The sequence below is a fragment of the Gilliamella sp. W8136 genome (genome assembly GCF_016101285.1).
Classification (GTDB): domain Bacteria; phylum Pseudomonadota; class Gammaproteobacteria; order Enterobacterales; family Orbaceae; genus Gilliamella; species Gilliamella apicola_N.
On record NZ_JACFQU010000014.1, the window covers coordinates 75555 to 95043 of the forward strand.

The window sequence follows — 19489 nt, forward strand, 5'->3', positions numbered from 1 at the left end:
AATTAAGGGATAGGATTATGAAAAATCACACAAAGCAGTCATCATCTGATTCACTAACCATTGACAGATCATTACTACCTAAAGACAACAAAGATCGAACCATGAATTGTTTTACCTATGCGTTTATGTGGATCGGTGATGGTATGAATTTGGGTAATATGACTTTAGGTGCAAGTTTGGTCGTCGCGGGCGTTGCTACGATGAATATTTTTCAAACTTTCGTTGCAACATTCATAGCAATATTAATTATTACCACAATTTTTGTCTTTAATGATCGGTTAGGGTATCGCACTGGAATTCCTTATGTCGTGCAACTGCGTATGTCATTTGGAATAAAAGGAGCTATTATCTCATCGTTGCTGCGTGGTATTCCTGCTATTGTCTGGTATGGCTTTCAAAGCTGGATTGGTGCTACAGCACTTAATGAGATTATCAAAATATTGTCTAATGGCGAATTTAATCAGGTATTTATCTGTTTTCTTGTTTTGCAGTTTTTCCAAATCGCCCTCTCGCTCTATGGATTTCATGCCATAAAGTGGGTTGAAACCTTAATTTCAGTGGTGATTCTTTGTGCATTAATTTATGTCTTTATTCTATTACTCAATAATCATCAAGCTATTATTATAGATAAATGGGTAAAACCTGAAGGAACTTGGGGACTGCCTTTTTATGGCTTTATTATGATGTTTTTAGGCAACTATGCCGCAATTTTTCTTAGTGCGGCCGATTATTCTCGAGAACTTAAATCAGGCTTTAGCAATCGTAAACGAGGATTACTCTATTTTCTACCGATTTTTATTGCTTATGGATTTATTATTACGATTGGGGTGATGTTGGCATCTGTCACAGGTAACTCAAATCCCGTAAAAGCCTTTGCAATTGTGGTCGATAATGCCTATATCACTCTGGTCGTATCAACTTTTATTGTGTTAGGAACTATTGCGGTAAATATTGTCGCTAACATTATTCCTCCAGCCTATGTGATTACTCTGTTAACTAAAGCCAATTATAAATTGGCGGTAACCATTACCGGGTTATTAGCGATCGCTTCTTTCCCTTGGATTTTAGTGCAAGATACATCAGCACAAGGATTAGGGTTATTTATTCTCATTTACTCCGCATTTTTGGGCCCCATTGTTGCGATATTATTGGTGGAATATTATCTATTACGTCGTCAACAAATTAATATAAATGCCTTATACGATAATAAAGGCCAGTTTGCAGGTTATAACCCTGCTGCTATTTTAGCGATGCTGATTGGTTCTGCAGCGGCATTTTATGAAGTAAGTTTATCGTGGGTTGTCGGTTTTTTTGTTGGTGGAATAAGTTATATCTTATTAACCAAATACGCGTTTAAGCAATCTCTTTTCAAAAAAGGGACGATCTTTGAAAAGAGATAGAGAGTTTAAAATGGCAAGCAAAACTGCTCTTTAAATGTCCTATTTTATATTACGTTTCGCTGCCAATTTGACAGGTTACTTTGATCTCTCGATTATTCGGAATTTCTAAATTTGACAATACCGCTAATTGAGGAAAATTAGGTCTTAAAAATTGTGCAAGCATTGCTCGTAATGAGTGATTAACCAATAAAACAGGCGGAGCACCAATTGCTTCTTGTTGATGAAGAGCTTGTTGTAGTTGTTGAATGAGATGTTCTGCTAACCCGGGCTCGAAGTTACTGGTATTTTGTAGCGTTTGCAATAACAATCGTTCTAAATTGATATTTAAACAGATCACATTGATTTGCTCACTATCAGAAAACCATTGTTGTGTGATAACACGTCCTAAAGCAATTCTGATCATGCTAAGTAATTGGTAAGCATCATTCTGATTGGGTGCGTGTTCACAAATGGTTTCTATAATGGTGCGCATATCACGAATAGAGACTTTTTCAGCAATCAAATTTTGCAATATTTTATGAAACGTTGTTAAGGTTATAACGCCCGGAATAAAATCTTCAACAAGTTTCGGTACTTCTTGCTTAATTCGATCGAGTAGTTCTTGCGTTTCTAATCGACCAAGTAAATCGCTCGCAAATTGTTGTAACAAGTGATTAAAGTGCGTTGCAATCATGGTACTGGTATCAACAACGGTATAACCTAATATCTGCGCATTTTCTTTATCATTTTTATCGATCCAAATAGCAGGTAATCCAAAAGCAGGTTCGGTAGTTGGTGTGCCTTTAATGGTTTCAGTTACATTACCGGGATTAATGGCTAACCATTTGTTATTAACAATTTCACCTTTGCCAATCTCACCGCCTTTGATAAAGATTTTATATTGATAAGGCGCTAATGAAAGATTATCGCGAATATGCACTTGAGGCGGTAAAAAGCCGAGTGTTTGAGCAAATTTTTTGCGTAAACTACGAATTTTACCTAATAATTCGCCATTCTGTGTTTGATCGACCATTGGGATAAGTCCGTATCCGACTTCCATAGCTAAAATATCTTCAATATTTACATCTGACCACGTTGCCTCTAAATTTGCTGGTGCGGTAGCGGGCATCTCTGTGGCTTTTGTGGTGTTTTGCGGTTCAGCACTTTTATGTTTGTTTAGCCACCATGCCAGTACGGTTAAAAAACCTGTGAACATTAAAAATACAATATTGGGCATGCCCGGAATCAATCCAAGTAAACCAATTACAACCGCTGTTAAAATTAATACTTTAGGGCTATTAAATAGCTGGTTAAGCATTTGCTCACTGATGCTATCTTGTGAGCTGACTCGAGTCACAATAACACCTGCTGCGGTTGAAATAATTAATGATGGGATTTGTGCAACTAAGCCATCACCAATTGTTAATAACACATAAGTGTGGCTTGCATCAGCAAAGGTCATGCCATGTTGCATAACACCGACTAATAAGCCACCAATAATGGTAATTGCCATAATGAGCAAACCCGCAATAGCATCACCACGAACAAATTTACTGGCACCATCCATTGAGCCGTAAAAGTCGGCTTCTTGGGTCACTTCTGCTCTTCGTGCTTTAGCTTCATCTTCACCGATTAATCCAGCATTAAGATCCGCATCAATGGCCATTTGTTTACCCGGCATACCATCTAATGCAAAGCGAGCGCCCACTTCAGCAATTCGCCCCGCACCTTTGGTAATAACCATGAAGTTAATGATGACCAGAATAATAAAGACCACGATACCAATTGCAAAATTTCCGCCAACTAAAAAATGGCCGAACGCTTCAATCACTCGCCCTGCGGCATCACTCCCCGTATGACCTTTTAATAATACTACTCGCGTCGAGGCAACATTAAGCGATAAGCGCAATAAAGTAGCAAATAATAAAACCGTTGGAAATGCCGCAAAATCAAGTACTCTTTTAGTGAATAAAGCTACAATTAAAATAATAATGGATAAGGCAATATTAAATGTAAAAAAGAGATCTAAAATAAATGCTGGCAAAGGTAATACCATCATCGACAGAATCAATAATATGAGTATTGGCCCTGCTAAAATTTGATATTGACCGTTTTTTAAATTATTAAATGATAATAATGTCTGTAGCTTTGATTTAATCATAAAATTAGTAATTACTGTTATTTATTTTTGGATAGCGATTCAGGTACAGGTAAATTATTCGGCGCTAATGGCTTGTCACCACCATATTTATGCCAACGTTTTAACTGATATACCCAAGCTAAAATTTGTGCGACAGCAGTATAGAGCTCGGTTGGAATCGTTTCGCCAATTTCACCATGATGATATAAAGCACGAGCTAATGGCGGTGCTTCTAATAAAGGAATATTATGTTCGCTTGCTATTTCTTTAATACGTTGCGCAATTTTGTCCGTACCTTTCGCCAATAATTTTGGTGCTGCCATGATTTTTTCATCATATTGCAGGGCAACGGCGTAGTGGGTTGGATTAGTTACGATAACATTGGCTTTTGTGACATCTTTCATCATTCGACGTCTGGCTATCGCTTGTTGCATTTGTCGAATGCGTCCTTTTATTTGCGGATCACCTTCTTGTTCTTTAAACTCATCTTTTATCTCTTGTTTGGACATTTTTAATTTTTTTAAATTACTCCAAATTTGATAAAAAATATCAAATCCCACCATTGGTATTAAAGATAATACACTTAATATTCCACAAATAATGATTAACTGTATTGCATTGGTTAATGCATTATTTAAATACATATTGGGCAAGGAAAGTATATTTGGAAAATAATGCAACAAAAATAGGGCAACCGTTGTTGCAATCAATATAACTTTAAGTACGCTTTTAAGTAGTTCCGAAAAAATTCTAATGCTAAATAGCCGACCAAACCCAGCAATAGGGTTAAGTTTTGAAAAATTTGGTTTAATTGATTGCAGGCTAAAAAGTAATCCCCCGATAGCAAGGGGAGCAAATATGGCTGTAATGGCCAACCCTATGAGAATGGGCACAATAGACCAAATACCCGCTGTAACCAAATTAACTAAATATAAAATGGTTAATGAGTCATCTTTTGGTGAGTGTGATACTTTGATCGCCATTTTTATAATGGTGATCAATTGATTAATGGTATAAGGTCCGATTACTAAAAGTAGTGAAATACCGATTAACAGAATAAACAGCGAAGTTAATTCTCGAGATCGTGGTATTTGCCCCTTTTCCTTAGCCTTTTTTATTTTGCTATCCGTGGGTTGTTCGCTTTTATCTAGATCACTATCATTAGCCATGGCGAAAATAAAATTATACTGTTAAACGCGTTTTTGCATGTTAACAGTATGAACTTATTACTTAAGAATTATTGCTTTGAAAAGGCGATGATTTATGGGGTATTTATCTCGTTTAATGGTTTTCAATATCAATAGTTTGTTTCTTCTAATTTTAAACTTTCGCTCTTTTAGATGAAATAACTTCGGTTTGCTGATAGCCATTATTTGTATAAACTGCTGGATTATTTAAATTTTTAAGATAATTAATTGATTGTTCTGTCATGTTCATACGATTTTCAATAATCAAACCATTATCACGATTAATGTTTGCCAATAACTTGGTGGTATCGGTAATTGATTGCCATTGAGCAGCAACCGTTGGATTTTCACTATAAGGTGGTTGCATATTCAGTTTTTGGCTTAATTTAACTCGTTTCTCATCCAATAATTTTAACTCAATAAGTAACTGACTTTTTCTATCGATAATATCAGGTAATTGATTGATTAACTTATTATCAATTAGTATTTGTTGTTCTGTTTGCAGAATTTCAGAGAGAGTTTGTAACATTTTTGTTACGTTATTTAAAATATCCTCTAATTCTAACATGTTTGCATTCCTTAAATTTTCATTATTTTTCAATGTTTTGTAGTATTTGCTCAATGAGTTCTTTAGCAATTTTTTGTGAATCAATCACTAATGAACCATCGGCAATGGCTTGTTTTATTTTTTCTATTTTTTTTACGTCAATATCATTGCTGGTCGTGCGTAATAGCGTCCTTGCATTTTGTGATAGGTTCACATTAGCACTTACTTTGGTATCATTTTGGGCAGGTATTACCGCTGTCTGATTTTTTTGTTGCTCAGTAATTGCATCACGACTAATAAGTCCTGATATGGCGGTAATAGATTTTGTTGCATCAATGCTCATAAAGTACCTTTAATCATATTTACGTTTTTATATAATTTGTTTAGTCCTATTATCGGCAATAATAGAAAAATCATTAGTATTTTTTGTTGAAAATTATTACACCTTGGTTTGTTAATATCCCCTCAACAATATTACCGGAACTAAGTTTAACACTGATTTTATCGTCTAATATGGCATTATTGAGCGCTTTACCATTTGTCGTTACTTGGTAATCTTCGCCATCAATAATAACCTTAACCATTTGACCGACTTTAACCAGCCAAATTTTTTGGAGTATTGCCGTTTTTATGGTTTCATTCTGATTGATATTGCGTGAAGCAATATGATTAATGGCATCAGATTTATTCAAAATCACTGAAGAGGGGAGTTTATCTAACCAACCAAATTTTAAATCTAGCAAATCTTCAGTGATAACAGAGCCTGCCGTTATAGGTTGTTTAGCAATAAGATAATGTCCGCTAACGGCAACATAAATTTGCATAAACCTTTTTTTATTTTCACATTGCACACTGATGGTCATATTGCCCCATGGCTTATTTTTATTAAGTAAAGATAAGGTGGGGGTGTCACAACTTAATTTAGGAATATCTTTGGCATAGCCAATGGTTATCGCTTCTGGTTTATGGTTAAATTGCTGCGCGATGAGATCTTTAACCTGTTTGCTAAGCGGGTTAGCTAACACGATAGGGCAGCTAAATAGCATAAACATACCGATTATTAATTTCACAATTGTAATCATTCTTATTTTTTCTAAATTATTTATAAAGTAAATTCTACTTTATGCATGAAAAGTCTGAATGTTGAAATAAGGACAATTTTAACCGTTATTTGTAGGATGATTTTTTTTAGCTTCACTTAAAATCTTTTTTATCAAAAAAAATTAGGGTGATTTTATGTTTGATAAATTGGATAACTGGGTTCATTTTCACAGTCAGGCACTCAATGTGCGTGAAACACGGCAAAATATATTAGCGGCCAATATAGCTAATAGTGATACACCTAATTATCAAGCTCGAGATATTGATTTTAAGACAGAATTAAATAACGCCTTAAAAAATCAAAGTAATGCTAATAATATCGCACTTCGTACTACCTCTAATCATCATATTCAAGTGTCAAATTCAATGACTATCAATCAAAATCTACTGTATCGAATACCTTATCAAGCTTCAGCGGATGGTAACACGGTAGAGATGGATCAAGAGCGTACAGCGTTTATAGATAATAGTATTCACTATCAAAGTAACCTTACTTTTTTAAGTGAACAATTTAAAAATGTGATGTCAGTATTACAGCAAGGATAATTGTGATGAGTTTTTCTATTTTTACCATTTCCGGTTCAGCACTAATGGCGCAGACCCAACGTATGAATGTCAGTGCCAGCAATTTAGCCAATGCCGATAGTATTACCAGTACTTCAGGTCAAGCTTATCGAGCCAAACAAGTAATTTTTCAAGTTGATGATAAGGGTTACCAAAATAGCGTAGCAGGCGTAAAGGTATCACAGGTGATTGAAGATCCTGCACCAATGAATTTAGTTTATGAACCGAATCATCCTTTAGCAGACGAGAAAGGTTACATTCAAAAACCAAATGTTGATGTTGTGGCAGAAATGGTCAATACCATATCCGCATCTCGTAGCTATCAAGCAAATGTAGAAGTGATTAATACAGCAAAAAGTTTAATGCTAAAAACCCTTACTTTAGGGCAATAGAGGAACGTAATTCATGGGTATTTCTAATGTAGCAGTGTCAGAATCATCAAATATGACCAGTCCAGTGAGAAAAGGGACATCTGATGGGAACTCTAGTCAGGAATTACAAGATAATTTTTTAACATTACTTATTGCCCAAATGAAGAATCAAGATCCCACCAATCCAATGGACAACAGCCAGCTAACCTCACAACTTGCTCAAATCAATACATTAGCGGGTATTGAACGACTGAATACGACTTTGGGTATGGTTTCTGGTCAAATTGACGACAGTCTATCGGTCAATGCAAGTAATATGATTGGTAAAGGTGTCATGGTTCCCGGTAATAAAATTTTGGTTGCCACATCGGCAGTCGAAGGGTCAGAAACAGAAAAAGAGACCGTTACCACACCATTTGGCTTTGAACTTATGCGAGATGCTGATTCAGTGGTTGTTACTATAAAAGATGAAAACGGCAATGTTGTGCGTGAGGTCGATTTAGGTTCGATTCCTGCTGGGGTCAGCTCTTTTACTTGGGATGGTGAGCTTAACGATGGAACTAAGGCGCCAGACGGTAGCTACACGTTTTCGATTAATGCCAGCTACGATGGGCAAAAAGTATCATCAACACCATTATCTTACTCAGTTGTATACGGAGTAATTAACAGCAAAGTTAACAATAAAGTATTACTAGATTTAGGGATACTGGGTTCAATTAGTATTGACGAAGTGCGTCAAATTCTTTAAAGGGGAATAAGTTCATATGGGGTTTTCTCAAGCAATTAGTGGTATGAATGCCGCTTCAAAACAATTAGATGTTATTGGTAATAATATTGCCAATTCTGCAACAGTTGGCTTTAAAAGTGCCAGTATCTCATTTGCTGATATCTATGCTGGCTCAAAAGTTGGAATGGGCGTTAAAGTTGCATCGGTTCTGCAAAATTTTAATGATGGCACGACAACCTCAACCAATAATAGTTTAGATGTTGCCATTTCCGGTAATGGATTTTTTCGATTAGTCGATAGCAGCGGTCAAATCTATTATACCCGTAATGGTCAGTTCCAATTAGATGCTGAGCGTAATATCGTATCTGCCGATGGATTGAAATTAACGGGCTATTTAGCAACAGGTACGCCACCACAAATCCAACAAGGTGCGGCACCGGGACCATTAAAAATTTCGCAAGAGATGTTAAATGCATCAGCAACCAGTAAGGCTTCTTTGCAAACGAATTTAAATTCAAATAGTAAAGTCCCAGAAAAACAACCAATTAATGCAACAGATGCGGATACATTTAATTATTCAACCACCATTACAACTTATGATTCCTTAGGTAATCAACGTAATGTTCAGCTTTTCTATGTTAAAACCGCAGATAACCAATGGGATGTTCATTATCTTGATAGCAGCGATCCTAATGCAACTCTTCAGACATTAGGAAAAATGGAATTTGACTCATCTGGCAAATTAATCAGTGATCCAGAAATGACGATCAATCTTAATGGTCTAAATGGTTCAGCGGATAATACTTTTACATTGTCATTAGCAAGCAGTACTCAACAAAATATGGGTAAAGAACTCGGTAGTGTTAAAACGCCTATCGTTGATGGTTATGCTGCAGGTGATCTAGTTGGCTATAGCATTAATGATGATGGCACAATTTATGGTATTTATTCTAACCAACAAACCATGTTATTAGGTCAAATTGCCATGGCTGATTTTGCCAATGTCAATGGATTAGAATCAGCAGGCAATAATAACTGGCGATCAACGCTTAATTCTGGAGCAGAAGTATTAGGTTCCGCCAATAGTGGGACGTTTGGTTCACTAGCCAGTGGTGCGGTTGAATCGTCTAATGTTGATATGAGTCAAGAACTGGTCAATATGATTGTGGCTCAGCGTAATTATCAATCGAATTCACAAACCATTAAAACTCAAGACCAAATACTTAATACATTGGTTAATTTGCGTTAGTTTAAGGATTATTTATGGATCGGGTTATTTATACTGCAATGTCGGGCGCAAGCCAAACTCTTAATCAGCAGGCGGTTACCTCACATAATCTGGCAAATGTATCAACGGTGGGATTTCGTGCTCAATTAACTGCAATGAAAGCCGTGCCAATAGTTGGCAATGATATGCCGACACGAACGATGGTTGCTGCAACCACACCAACCTACGATTCAACAATGGGGGCATTTAATTATACAGGGCGAAACTTAGATGTCGCCCTATCTCAAGACGATTGGCTCGCAGTTCAGTTAGCCGATGGTCGTGAGGGTTATACCCGTAATGGTGCAATTGAGATTGATGAAAACGGGGGGCTTTATATTCAAGGCCATCCATTAATAGGTGATAATGGTGTTTTAACCGTACCACAACAATCTCAAGTGAGTATTAGTAGTGATGGTACAGTTTCCGCTTTAGGTGCAGGTAATAAACCGACCACGATAGCTCAAGTCGGTAAAATAAAAAAAGTCCATCTTTTGCCACAAGAAATTGAGCGTGGCGATGATGGTTTTTTTCATTTAACGCAAGCGACACAAAATGAGCGTGGCGCAGTAATGCCAGATAATCCAAAAGCCCAATTAATGTCAGGGGTATTAGAAGGCAGTAATGTGAATCCTGTTACCGCTATGGTGGATTTAATCTCTCATGCTCGCCAATTTGAAATGCAAATGAAAGAAATCACGACGGCTGATGAAAATGCTCAAAAAGCCAATCAAATTTTATCACTTACATAGGAAGGAATAGCGATGATTAAATCATTATGGATTGCTAAAACAGGATTAACCGCCCAACAGATGAATATGGATATTATCTCTAACAATTTAGCCAACGTGAGTACCAGTGGTTTTAAACGTCAGAGAGCAGTATTTGAAGATCTACTTTATCAAACTGTTCGCCAACCAGGAGCGCAATCATCTGAGCAAACAACATTACCCTCTGGTTTGCAAATTGGTACCGGCGTTCGTCCTGTTGCAACTGAACGTATTCATAGCCAAGGTAATTTAGAAGCAACGGATAATAGCAGTGATGTGGCCATTAATGGACAAGGTTTTTTCCAAGTTTTATTACCTGATGGTACTCAAGCTTATACGCGTAATGGTGCGTTTCAAGTCAATCAAAATGGTCAATTGGTTACTGCAGCAGGTTATGAAATTCAGCCTACTATCAACATTCCATCCAATGCTATCAAAATGACCGTTGCACGCGATGGTGTGGTCAATGTGACATTAGCCAACCAATCAACACAAGTACAAGTTGGGCAGTTAACCTTACATACGTTTATTAACGATACTGGTCTAGAAAGTATGGGTGAAAATCTGTATTTAGAAACCGAAAGTTCAGGTGCACCAACGGAAAACACTCCAGGACTAAATGGAGCAGGTTTGCTGTATCAAGGTTATACCGAAACGTCTAACGTTAATGTTGCAGAAGAGTTAGTTAATATGATTCAAGTACAACGTGCTTACGAAATTAACAGTAAAGCCATTTCTGCATCGGACCAAATGCTACAACGTTTAAACCAACTTTAAAGATAATAACATGATAAATATAGTGAAATATCTTTATATTCTCATGGCGTTTTTTCTTTTAAGTTGTGCACAGTTGCCTAAAAAAGCATTGGTTGAGGGTGAAACCAGCATCGTGCCAAAAATGCCTGATATCGTCAATACCAGCGGTTCGATCTATCAGGCTGCCCAACCGACTAGTTTTGGTTATCAACCGATGTTTGAAGATCGTCGTCCACGCAACATTGGTGATGTATTAACAATTGTCTTACAAGAAAATGTTAGCGCCAGCAAAAGCTCATCAGTTAATGCCGGTCGTAATGGTGCGTTAAATGTCGGGGTAAAGACCGTTCCTCACTTTTTAGATGGACTTGTTGGTCGAGGTAAAGCCGATACAGATATCTCGGGCAGTAATGACTTTAAAGGATCAGGCGGTGCGAATGCCAAAAATACCTTTAGCGGCACAATCACTGTTACTGTGCAAAACGTCATGATTAATGGCAACTTGAAAGTTATTGGAGAGAAACAGATTGCGATTAATCAAGGCACCGAATTCATAAGGTTTTCTGGTGTAGTTAATCCAAGAACCATCAGTGGTAATAATACTGTTATTTCAACACAAGTTGCGGATGCCCGTATTGAATATGTCGGTAATGGCTACATAGATGAAGCGCAAACTATGGGCTGGTTACAGCGCCTATTTTTAAATTTTTCACCATTTTAATGAGTATCATTATGCTAAATAAGTTACGCATTTTTATCAATTTTATCGGTATGACTTTATTGGTTGTTCCTGTTTGTTATGCTGAACCTATTCGTGATCTTGTTACCATTCAAGGGGTAAGGGAAAACGCCTTAGTAGGTTATGGTATTGTGGTTGGACTTGATGGCACAGGCGATCAAACTTCACAAACGCCTTTTACTATTCAAAGTATCACAAATATGTTATCGCAATTGGGGATAACGGTTCCATCAGGCAGTAACATGCAACTAAAAAATGTGGCAGCAGTAATGGTGACCGCCAAATTACCTTCTTATGCACGAGTTGGGCAACAAATTGATGTTGTAGTGTCTTCTTTGGGAAATGCTAAAAGTTTGCGTGGCGGTACATTAATTATGACACCACTAAAAGGCACCGATAATCAAGTTTATGCTATTGCTCAAGGTAATTTATTTGTGGGTGGAATGGGAGCAAGTAGCAAAGGTTCAAGTGTCAGTGTGAATCAAACAGCAGGGGCGACCATTCCTAATGGCGCAACCATCGAACGTGAGCTTGCTACTCGTTTAGATGAACAAGATACGATTCATTTACATCTTAATCAGTTTGATTTTACCCGTGCCTTAAAAATATCTGAGGCGATTAATAAGTTACAAAAAAATACCGCGGTTGCGATGGACGGTACTACCGTCACGGTAACAATGCCTAAGGATAATCAGGCGCGCGTAAAGTTATTGTCACGCATACAAAATCTTGAAATTGGTAATACACCCATTTCAGCTAAAGTGGTGTTAAATACACGTACTGGCGTTGTGGTGATGAATCAAAAAGTTAAATTAGACAATTGTGCTGTGGCTCATGGTAATTTATCGGTTGTAGTCAATAACAAATTAAAAGTGAGTCAACCTAATACACCATTGACAGACGGAAAAACTGTCGTTGTTCCGGATGAGGAAGTGAGCATTGAACAAGAGGGTGGTGCACTGCATAATTTGGCTTCAGGTACCGACTTAAACCGAGTTATTCATTCACTTAATTTATTGGGCGCAAATCCTACGGAGTTAATGTCCATACTCGAAGCATTAAAAACGGCAGGTTGTTTACACGCCGCGCTGGAGACGATTTAAAACAGAATTATTAATATGAAAAATTTAGTTAATCAGTCCATTAACCGTTTTGCTTATGATTTTTCAAGCATTAACCAATTAAGACGCGATGCCGTTAATGGATCAAATGAAAGCATTAAACAAGTTGCGGATCAGTTTGAAACATTATTTGTTAATATGATGATGCAATCTATGCGCAAGGCCGTTCCGAATGGTGGTTTATTTAATCAATCTGCCATGCAACTTTTTACCTCTATGTTTGATCAGCAAATTGCTCAGCAAACAGCAGGAAAAGGCCTTGGGCTTGCCAATATTATTGCCAAACAACTAACGAATCAGCCTCATTCTGCGGTTAATATTAATGCGCAATCTCAAGCAAATAATAATCAAACTAATCTGCAATTAGCACAATCTCTATTTAGTGGTAATTCATCAAATCTATCGCCAGCGGCATTAGGTCAATTGCTCTATCAGCAACATAAAGCCAATAATTTAACGAATGCTGACGTCAACCAATTATCATCACCCACTAATCATTCTGATCAAGACCATATCACGCAATTTGTGGTTGAATGGTTTGAACCAGCTAAAAAAGCTGCTAAAGCTTCAGGTATTCCATATGAAGTTATTATTGCTCAAGCCGCATTAGAAACAGGATGGGGTAAAAAACAGATAAAAACAGCCGATAATCAGCTGAGTCATAACTATTTTGGTATCAAAGCGTCGCCATCATGGAAAGACAGTTCTACTCGTTTAACAACACAAGAATTTTTAAATAACAATAGCGTTAAAATTCAAGATGACTTTAGGGTGTATAATAGTAAACAACATGCAATAACGGATTACCTTAATTTACTCACTAAAAATCCACGTTATCGTGCAGTGGTTAATGCGCCCGACGCACGAACAGCCGCTAAAGCATTACAAGATGCTAATTATGCAACCGATCCGAACTATAGTGAAAAACTGATTCAAATTATCAATCGTATTGAGACAATTGCTAAAAGTATACCGCCCAAATCCCTATCGGGTTTTAGACAAATTGCTTTTAAATAGTATCAGGATAAATTGATTTTAACTTAAAGAAATTAATGAGCAGGAGGCTTTTGCCTCCTGTTTTTTTATGTATATTGTTAACTATAATGTATTAACGTTTTTGTATAAATGAAGTTTTGTGACAATCCGCTATTTCATTTGAAATAACGACATGTTTTGCATATTCATAAAGGTATATTGTGCCGCTTGTAAATTTGCTTGTAACATCACATAGTCTGAAATAGCTTCATACCAATCCACATCTTCGATTTGACTAATTTGCATTTCAAAATCGATGTCCAAGGTCTTACCAAGGGCTGTTAATCTTTCGACCTCTGCCAGTACATTACCGCCCGATGATCTCACGGTTGATATGTTTTCAAACGAGTTATCGATTCCTTGGCTGGCTTTGGATAGCCCCTCTCTAAATTGCGCAATCGAATCAGGATCGTTGTCATCTAAATCAATTTGTAATGCTTCAAGCGCATAATCAATGCTGGCAAAAATATTACTTTCAACAGCACTATTGGCACCGGTCATAAAAATTTGCTCACCAGTAAAACTCATTGCTACTTCACGTGTTTCATCAATAAATATGTTAATGGTTGTTGAGCCACCGACATAATTAACTTTGCCATTTTCATCGACAACAAAAGGAGGCGTGTCATTTTTGTTACCCGCAAACAGATAATTCCCATTCGTGTCTTTGGCATTGGCTAAGGATATTAACTGATCTTTTAATCCTTGTAGTTTATTGGCTAAATCAACTCTGTTTTCATCGTTTAGCGTTTCATTACCTGCATAAACTAATGTTTCTTGAATCGATTGGATAACGGTATTTGCTTCTTTTAGTATGGTATCTTGGCGACTTAACGAGTTATTAGCACTTTCACGTGCAGCTTGAAACTGATTATTTCTCGATTGGGAATGTTTTAATATTAACGCTTGTGATGAACCCATTGGATCATCTGACGGCGATAAGATTTTTTTACCAGTTGCTAAATGTAATCCTGATTTTTGCCATTTATTATTGGTATCTAAAATACTATTTAAATTTTTTTGATACATTGAATTAGTACTAACACGCATATTTTCATCCTTTTATCATTTAGCCAAACCTAAAATGGTATCGAATATTGTCGTTGCAGCATCAATAATCTTTGCATTAGCTTGGTAATACTGCATATAAACTTGCATAGAAATATATTCTTCTTCAATATTCACACCCGATATCGATTGATTTTGCTCATAAATTTCTTGGGTAATATTTTGACTCGATTGCGCTGAAATTTTAGCGGTTTGTGTTTCACTTCCCACATAACTGACCAACGCGTTATAAGCACTATTTAAGGTTTTTGTACCGTTAATTAATTTTTCGTTTTGAATATCAAGTAATTTAGCAACATTACGGTTGTCACCATTACCATTTTCATCGTCATTAATGCCTGTTGCGAATTTATTCACATCTTTCACTAATAGTTGTAATGATGATGCTACATCGGCAACAGGTTTAAGTAAAAAGCTATCGCCTGCAACTGGATTGCCATCTATTTCAATAGATAATCCATCAAATAATAACTTACCATCTTCAACTTGTGGTGTAATTTGTTTACTATCTGATAATCTGGTTACGACCCAGTCACTACCATTGAACTCAATTTTATAATCAGACGCTTTTACATCTGTTACTTTGTTGTAATTGATTTTAGCCGTAGCATTACCTTGATTTTTGGTGTTAGCAATACTGCTAGGAGACTGATAATCAAATAATTTTTCACCAGCATCGCCATTAATATCAACACCTGACATATGAACTTCATTAAAACGCTCAGCTAAATTTAAGGCAATTAAACCGAGCTGATTGCGTGCTTCAAGGAGTGGTCCATCACGAAAAGTTAATAATCCATTTAACCGGCCTGACGCAATATTTTGGCTTGTCAGTTCTTGAGTTGCGCCAGAATTATGCGTGTAAATAATCGTATTTAAAGCAGGATCATCTTTAGACGGTTGTACCGATAATTGAGTTGCCGAAGATCCTTGTACTAGACTTAAACCATTAGGAAGCGAAATATTATATTCTCCATTTTGTTCGGTAACGGTTATTCCGATCATTTCGCTTAATTCATTAACCAATTGATCTCGTTCATCAAGTAGTGCATTTGGTTCAAGTCCACCACTTACTGCCTGTAATCTTGCAATTTTTTGATTAAGGTCAGCAATTTGTTTTGTGTATGAGTTAATCGTATCAACGTTATTAACAATTTCAGTATTGATATTGGCAATCTGATTTTTTAAATTTAACTCTGTTTTATTGAATTTACTTACTAAAGAGCTGAGATCATTAATGACAGTCTGTTTCGAAGCAGCGTTCCCTGCATTAGAGGAGAGTTTATTTAAACTAGTAAACAGATTATTTAATTGTGAAGAAATACTGTTTTCATTTTCAGCTAATAAATTATCGACTTTTGATAATTCGTTGTAATAAGCTTTTATCGAACCATTTTGTGACTGTGATTGGCGTAATTGCCCTACCACAAAACTATTATACGCTCGATTAACGGATGATACTGATACACCATTACCAACAAATCCATAATTATATTTAGTGCCATTTGCTTGCCGCAAAATTTGTTGCTGCCGATTATAACCAACAGTATGTGCATTACTAATGTTATTACTTATCACATTAAGCATATTTTGTGCTGCATTTAATCCACTAATACCTGTATTCATCAATGAATTTGACATAATAGCTCCTAAATATAATTTCAGTTAATAACCAAATTATTAACTTAAAAGGTTATCTTTTATATCGGTCTAAAATCGTAAAACTTTAGTTATTTTTAGATAAAATTGGATTTTTTTAGATTTTAATTTTTTTAGCGTATACAATTAAATTGTTTTTATTGGTATTACTCTGATTTAATTGGTTTTGCTTGTTTTAAAAAATCTATTCCCGTCATCGTATTTTCATCTTCAATATATTGTTGTGCCGACTTATTCAAAATTAAAATACTAATACGACGATTAGCATCTTTGCTGTAATTTTTATTATTTAAACTAACTGTATCGGCAAGAGCAATAATGCGAATAATCTTGCCAGAATCTAATCCGCCAGCAATAAGTTCCCTTCTTGATGAATTAGCTCTATCAGCCGATAGCTCCCAGTTACTATACCCTCGATCACCCGTTATATATTGACGCTCATCGGTGTGACCAGATAATGTCATTTTGTTTGGCAAAGAATTTAAAATTGGCGCAAGTGCATGTAAAATGTGTTGCATGTCAGAATGAATAACGGCACTTCCTACTTCAAACATGGGGTTGTCATCCGTTGCTAGAATTTGAATCCGTAATCCCAATTCAGTTAATTCAATAATCAGGTTGGCCGCTAAATTTTTTAACCTCGGATCGATTTCAAACACTTCATAGATTTTTTGAGCTGTTTTTATAAGCTCTAATCTTTCAAGTTGTTTAGATTCAGATTCTGTTAGGCTTTGGTTTGGAAGCGTATTTGTTTCTTCACCTAAGTTTTTAATAACATCGTCACCACCACCTGGAATAGGACTTTCACTATCACTTAGGTTTTTACCGCCATTTTGCCCTAAAATAAGAGGTGTTCTAAAATATTCTGCAATACCTTGTAATTCTTGCGGACTCGCTTTGGAAATTAACCACATGACCAAAAAAAGTGCCATCATCGCTGTCATAAAGTCAGCATAAGCGATTTTCCACGAACCTCCATGGTGACTGCCACCATGTCCGGATTTTTTCTTAGTGATTATTCTTACAGAGTTCTCTTTCATTATTTATTATTTTCATTTGAGTTGGCATTTTTATCTTTTACATCTTGGATATATTTTTCTAATTCAAAGAAAGATGGTCTTTCATGAGAAAATAACGTTTTTCGTCCAAATTCAATGCAAATTTGCGGAGCATAGTCGTGCATACTTGCAATCAGTATAACTTTGGTACACTCCAGCGTTTTGATCACACCGGCGTTTCTTTGCTTTAATAACGCCGCTAGTGGTGAGACAAATCCATAAGCAAGCAAAATACCTAGAAAAGTTCCTACCATGGCATGTGCAATAAGTTCTCCCAATTCACTCGCAGGTCTGTCGGCTTGTGCTAACGTATTGATAACCCCCATAACCGCAGCCACAATACCAAAAGCAGGTAATCCATCTCCAACAGCTGAAATTGCATCCGCAGGTTTTTCTAATTCGTGAATATAAGTCTCAATCTCCTCATCCATCAGTGCTTCAATTTCAAATACATTCATGTTGCCACTAATCATTAATCGCAAATAATCAGTGATAAAGTCGCAGATTTGAGGATTGGCTAAAATAAGCGGATATTTTTTAAATAATTCACTTTCTTTTGGATTATCAATATCAGATTCAATAGATAATGTACCATTTTGTCGAATTTGGGTAAGAATGGTGTACATTAAATTAATCAGTGTTAGATAAAGTGTTTTATTATATTTGGATGATTTAAACAATTGACCTAATGCTTTAAGTGTCGATTTAATTACTTTCTTTTCATTGCTGACAATAAAAGCCCCGATTGCTGTTCCTCCAATAATTAGAAACTCTAATGGTTGAAAAAGAACTGCTAAATAACCACCACTTAAAACATAACCAAGTAGTGCAGAAGCGATAACAACAATATAACCTATAATTATTAGCATTGGATTTCCTTTTTCTCCATAATTTATGTTTCTACTATTAATTTCAAACTGTCATTTTTCTAGCAATTGCTGAATTAAAACCACTAGGTATTGATAGTACCTGCAAACACTTTTCATGGTTTTCTTTAGGGGTTTTATTATTCTTTTCCGCTCTTGATGGTGGCTGACATAAACTGCATATAAAACTGTTGTATGGCTGGTAAGCATGGGTGATAAATCGTCCATGACACTCTTTACAACAGGATTGTTGCATGACATTACTTTCAACAAATTTGACTAAAATCCAAGCACGAGTTATTCCTAAGACGGGTTTGTTTTCATGTGAGAATGAACATTGTTCTAAATAAAGTTGGTAGGCTTTTAAAATTGTTTGAATACCGGGCTTTGTGCCATGTTTCACCAAAAAACGGTAAGCATTGTAAAATATACTAGAGTGAATATTGGGTTCCCAAGTCATAAACCATGTAGTGGAGAACGGTAATAAACCTTTAGGAGGAGGACAGCCTTGAATTTCTTTATACAGTTTTATTAGTTTACCTCGACTTAAATTTGTTTCACTTTCTAGCATTTGAATTCTTGCACCAAGTGAAATTAATCGGGTAGCTAATTGAACTTCCTTATATTTTTGAATGATACTTGTATCTTTCATCCTGATTCCTTTCCACTACTTATTTAATGAATCTAAAAGTAAACTTGATAAAAGTATGCCCGTATGCATTTGTTTTATATCACTTATGCGCGAGTCTTCTGTGAGTTTCTTCATCATTTCTGCGTTTTCAAATCGCAATTGAAATGTTAATTGATTGGTTTCGGATAAAACTAACATTTGCGACGTATTTAAACTGCTGAGTATATCGGCTGTTTCTTCATCAATACCTAATCGATACATTGCCATCGCTTTATCTTTTTCAAGCATCTTTTGACTTAACAAGAGTGTTGAAAGATTCAAGTGGTGTATAGATTTCAAAATATCATCATCTAATATATTTCCCAATTTAATCACCCATCCATATTTATATCCGTATAAAAAAACGAATAATTGATAAAATAAAACAACAATAATTTTTTTATACTTAAAATTACATTTTTAAATGAGAAACGTCAATAAAAAAATCATATCAATTTATTTTC

21 protein-coding genes are annotated in these 19489 nt (G+C 36.0%); 10 read left to right on the plus strand and 11 right to left on the minus strand.

Translation table 11 applies throughout. The features are described 5' to 3' along the window. Positions 1-17: 17 nt before the first annotated feature. The gene (locus tag H3T96_RS10470; protein ID WP_039126506.1) at positions 18-1400 is read left to right on the plus strand and encodes an NCS1 family transporter; all 1383 of its coding nucleotides are present in this window, start codon (positions 18-20) and stop codon (positions 1398-1400) included. A 49-nt stretch (positions 1401-1449) separates the two neighbouring features. On the opposite strand, the gene flhA is transcribed toward H3T96_RS10470, so the two are convergent. From flhA to flgA, 5 genes are all read right to left on the minus strand, one after another. Next, positions 1450-3540 (minus strand): flagellar biosynthesis protein FlhA, encoded by a 2091-nt coding sequence (gene flhA, locus H3T96_RS10475; protein ID WP_144092482.1) that lies wholly within the window; start codon positions 3538-3540, stop codon positions 1450-1452. Positions 3541-3557: 17 nt separating this feature from the next. Then, a complete protein-coding gene (flhB, locus tag H3T96_RS10480) occupies positions 3558-4688 on the minus strand; it encodes a flagellar biosynthesis protein FlhB (RefSeq protein WP_039126500.1) in 1131 nt (376 codons plus the stop codon). A 151-nt stretch (positions 4689-4839) separates the two neighbouring features. Further along, on the minus strand, positions 4840-5274 hold the full coding sequence (locus H3T96_RS10485; protein WP_039126497.1) for a flagella synthesis protein FlgN: 435 nt from the start codon (positions 5272-5274) through the stop codon (positions 4840-4842). Between the two features lie 22 nt (positions 5275-5296). After that, a complete protein-coding gene (gene flgM, locus H3T96_RS10490) occupies positions 5297-5596 on the minus strand; it encodes a flagellar biosynthesis anti-sigma factor FlgM (protein WP_039126494.1) in 300 nt (99 codons plus the stop codon). 73 nt (positions 5597-5669) lie between these two features. Beyond that, positions 5670-6323 carry a flagellar basal body P-ring formation chaperone FlgA gene (gene flgA / locus H3T96_RS15085; protein WP_186279262.1) on the minus strand — a complete coding sequence of 218 codons (654 nt, stop codon included), beginning with the start codon at positions 6321-6323 and terminating at the stop codon, positions 5670-5672. Between the two features lie 166 nt (positions 6324-6489). Here flgA and flgB point away from each other — a divergent pair, with 166 nt between their 5' ends. From flgB to flgJ, 9 genes are read left to right on the plus strand one after another with little or no spacing between them, the layout of a single operon-like run. Further along, on the plus strand, positions 6490-6900 hold the full coding sequence (gene flgB / locus H3T96_RS10500) for a flagellar basal body rod protein FlgB (RefSeq protein WP_039126489.1): 411 nt from the start codon (positions 6490-6492) through the stop codon (positions 6898-6900). 2 nt (positions 6901-6902) lie between these two features. Then, complete coding sequence (flgC, locus tag H3T96_RS10505) at positions 6903-7310, plus strand: flagellar basal body rod protein FlgC (RefSeq protein WP_144092480.1); 408 nt, start codon at positions 6903-6905, stop codon at positions 7308-7310. A gap of 13 nt (positions 7311-7323) precedes the next feature. Further along, on the plus strand, positions 7324-8037 hold the full coding sequence (gene flgD, locus H3T96_RS10510) for a flagellar hook assembly protein FlgD (RefSeq protein ID WP_039126483.1): 714 nt from the start codon (positions 7324-7326) through the stop codon (positions 8035-8037). Between the two features lie 16 nt (positions 8038-8053). Beyond that, complete coding sequence (gene flgE / locus H3T96_RS10515; RefSeq protein ID WP_086325979.1) at positions 8054-9265, plus strand: flagellar hook protein FlgE; 1212 nt, start codon at positions 8054-8056, stop codon at positions 9263-9265. A 14-nt stretch (positions 9266-9279) separates the two neighbouring features. Beyond that, complete coding sequence (locus tag H3T96_RS10520) at positions 9280-10035, plus strand: flagellar basal body rod protein FlgF (RefSeq protein ID WP_039126478.1); 756 nt, start codon at positions 9280-9282, stop codon at positions 10033-10035. Between the two features lie 12 nt (positions 10036-10047). Next, positions 10048-10830 (plus strand): flagellar basal-body rod protein FlgG, encoded by a 783-nt coding sequence (gene flgG / locus H3T96_RS10525; RefSeq protein ID WP_039126475.1) that lies wholly within the window; start codon positions 10048-10050, stop codon positions 10828-10830. A 10-nt stretch (positions 10831-10840) separates the two neighbouring features. Then, the gene (locus H3T96_RS10530) at positions 10841-11530 is read left to right on the plus strand and encodes a flagellar basal body L-ring protein FlgH (RefSeq protein ID WP_039126472.1); all 690 of its coding nucleotides are present in this window, start codon (positions 10841-10843) and stop codon (positions 11528-11530) included. 11 nt (positions 11531-11541) lie between these two features. Beyond that, the gene (locus H3T96_RS10535) at positions 11542-12651 is read left to right on the plus strand and encodes a flagellar basal body P-ring protein FlgI (protein ID WP_144092478.1); all 1110 of its coding nucleotides are present in this window, start codon (positions 11542-11544) and stop codon (positions 12649-12651) included. A 15-nt stretch (positions 12652-12666) separates the two neighbouring features. Beyond that, positions 12667-13686 (plus strand): flagellar assembly peptidoglycan hydrolase FlgJ, encoded by a 1020-nt coding sequence (gene flgJ, locus H3T96_RS10540; RefSeq protein WP_144092476.1) that lies wholly within the window; start codon positions 12667-12669, stop codon positions 13684-13686. A 129-nt stretch (positions 13687-13815) separates the two neighbouring features. On the opposite strand, the gene flgL is transcribed toward flgJ, so the two are convergent. From flgL to flhD, 6 genes are all read right to left on the minus strand, one after another. Next, positions 13816-14754 carry a flagellar hook-associated protein FlgL gene (gene flgL / locus H3T96_RS10545; RefSeq protein WP_086325976.1) on the minus strand — a complete coding sequence of 313 codons (939 nt, stop codon included), beginning with the start codon at positions 14752-14754 and terminating at the stop codon, positions 13816-13818. Positions 14755-14769: 15 nt separating this feature from the next. Beyond that, on the minus strand, positions 14770-16413 hold the full coding sequence (flgK, locus tag H3T96_RS10550; RefSeq protein ID WP_086325975.1) for a flagellar hook-associated protein FlgK: 1644 nt from the start codon (positions 16411-16413) through the stop codon (positions 14770-14772). Between the two features lie 164 nt (positions 16414-16577). Further along, positions 16578-17471, minus strand: coding sequence for a flagellar motor protein MotB (motB, locus tag H3T96_RS10555; RefSeq protein ID WP_144092474.1), 894 nt, complete (start codon positions 17469-17471; stop codon positions 16578-16580). Next, positions 17471-18358, minus strand: a complete 888-nt coding sequence (gene motA / locus H3T96_RS10560) for a flagellar motor stator protein MotA (protein WP_039126458.1) — start codon at positions 18356-18358, stop codon at positions 17471-17473. Before motA ends, motB begins: the two co-directional genes overlap by 1 nt. Before the next feature lie 43 nt (positions 18359-18401). Further along, complete coding sequence (gene flhC / locus H3T96_RS10565; protein ID WP_086325973.1) at positions 18402-19007, minus strand: flagellar transcriptional regulator FlhC; 606 nt, start codon at positions 19005-19007, stop codon at positions 18402-18404. Positions 19008-19022: 15 nt separating this feature from the next. Further along, positions 19023-19343 (minus strand): flagellar transcriptional regulator FlhD, encoded by a 321-nt coding sequence (gene flhD, locus H3T96_RS10570; protein ID WP_039126561.1) that lies wholly within the window; start codon positions 19341-19343, stop codon positions 19023-19025. Positions 19344-19489 lie beyond the last annotated feature (146 nt).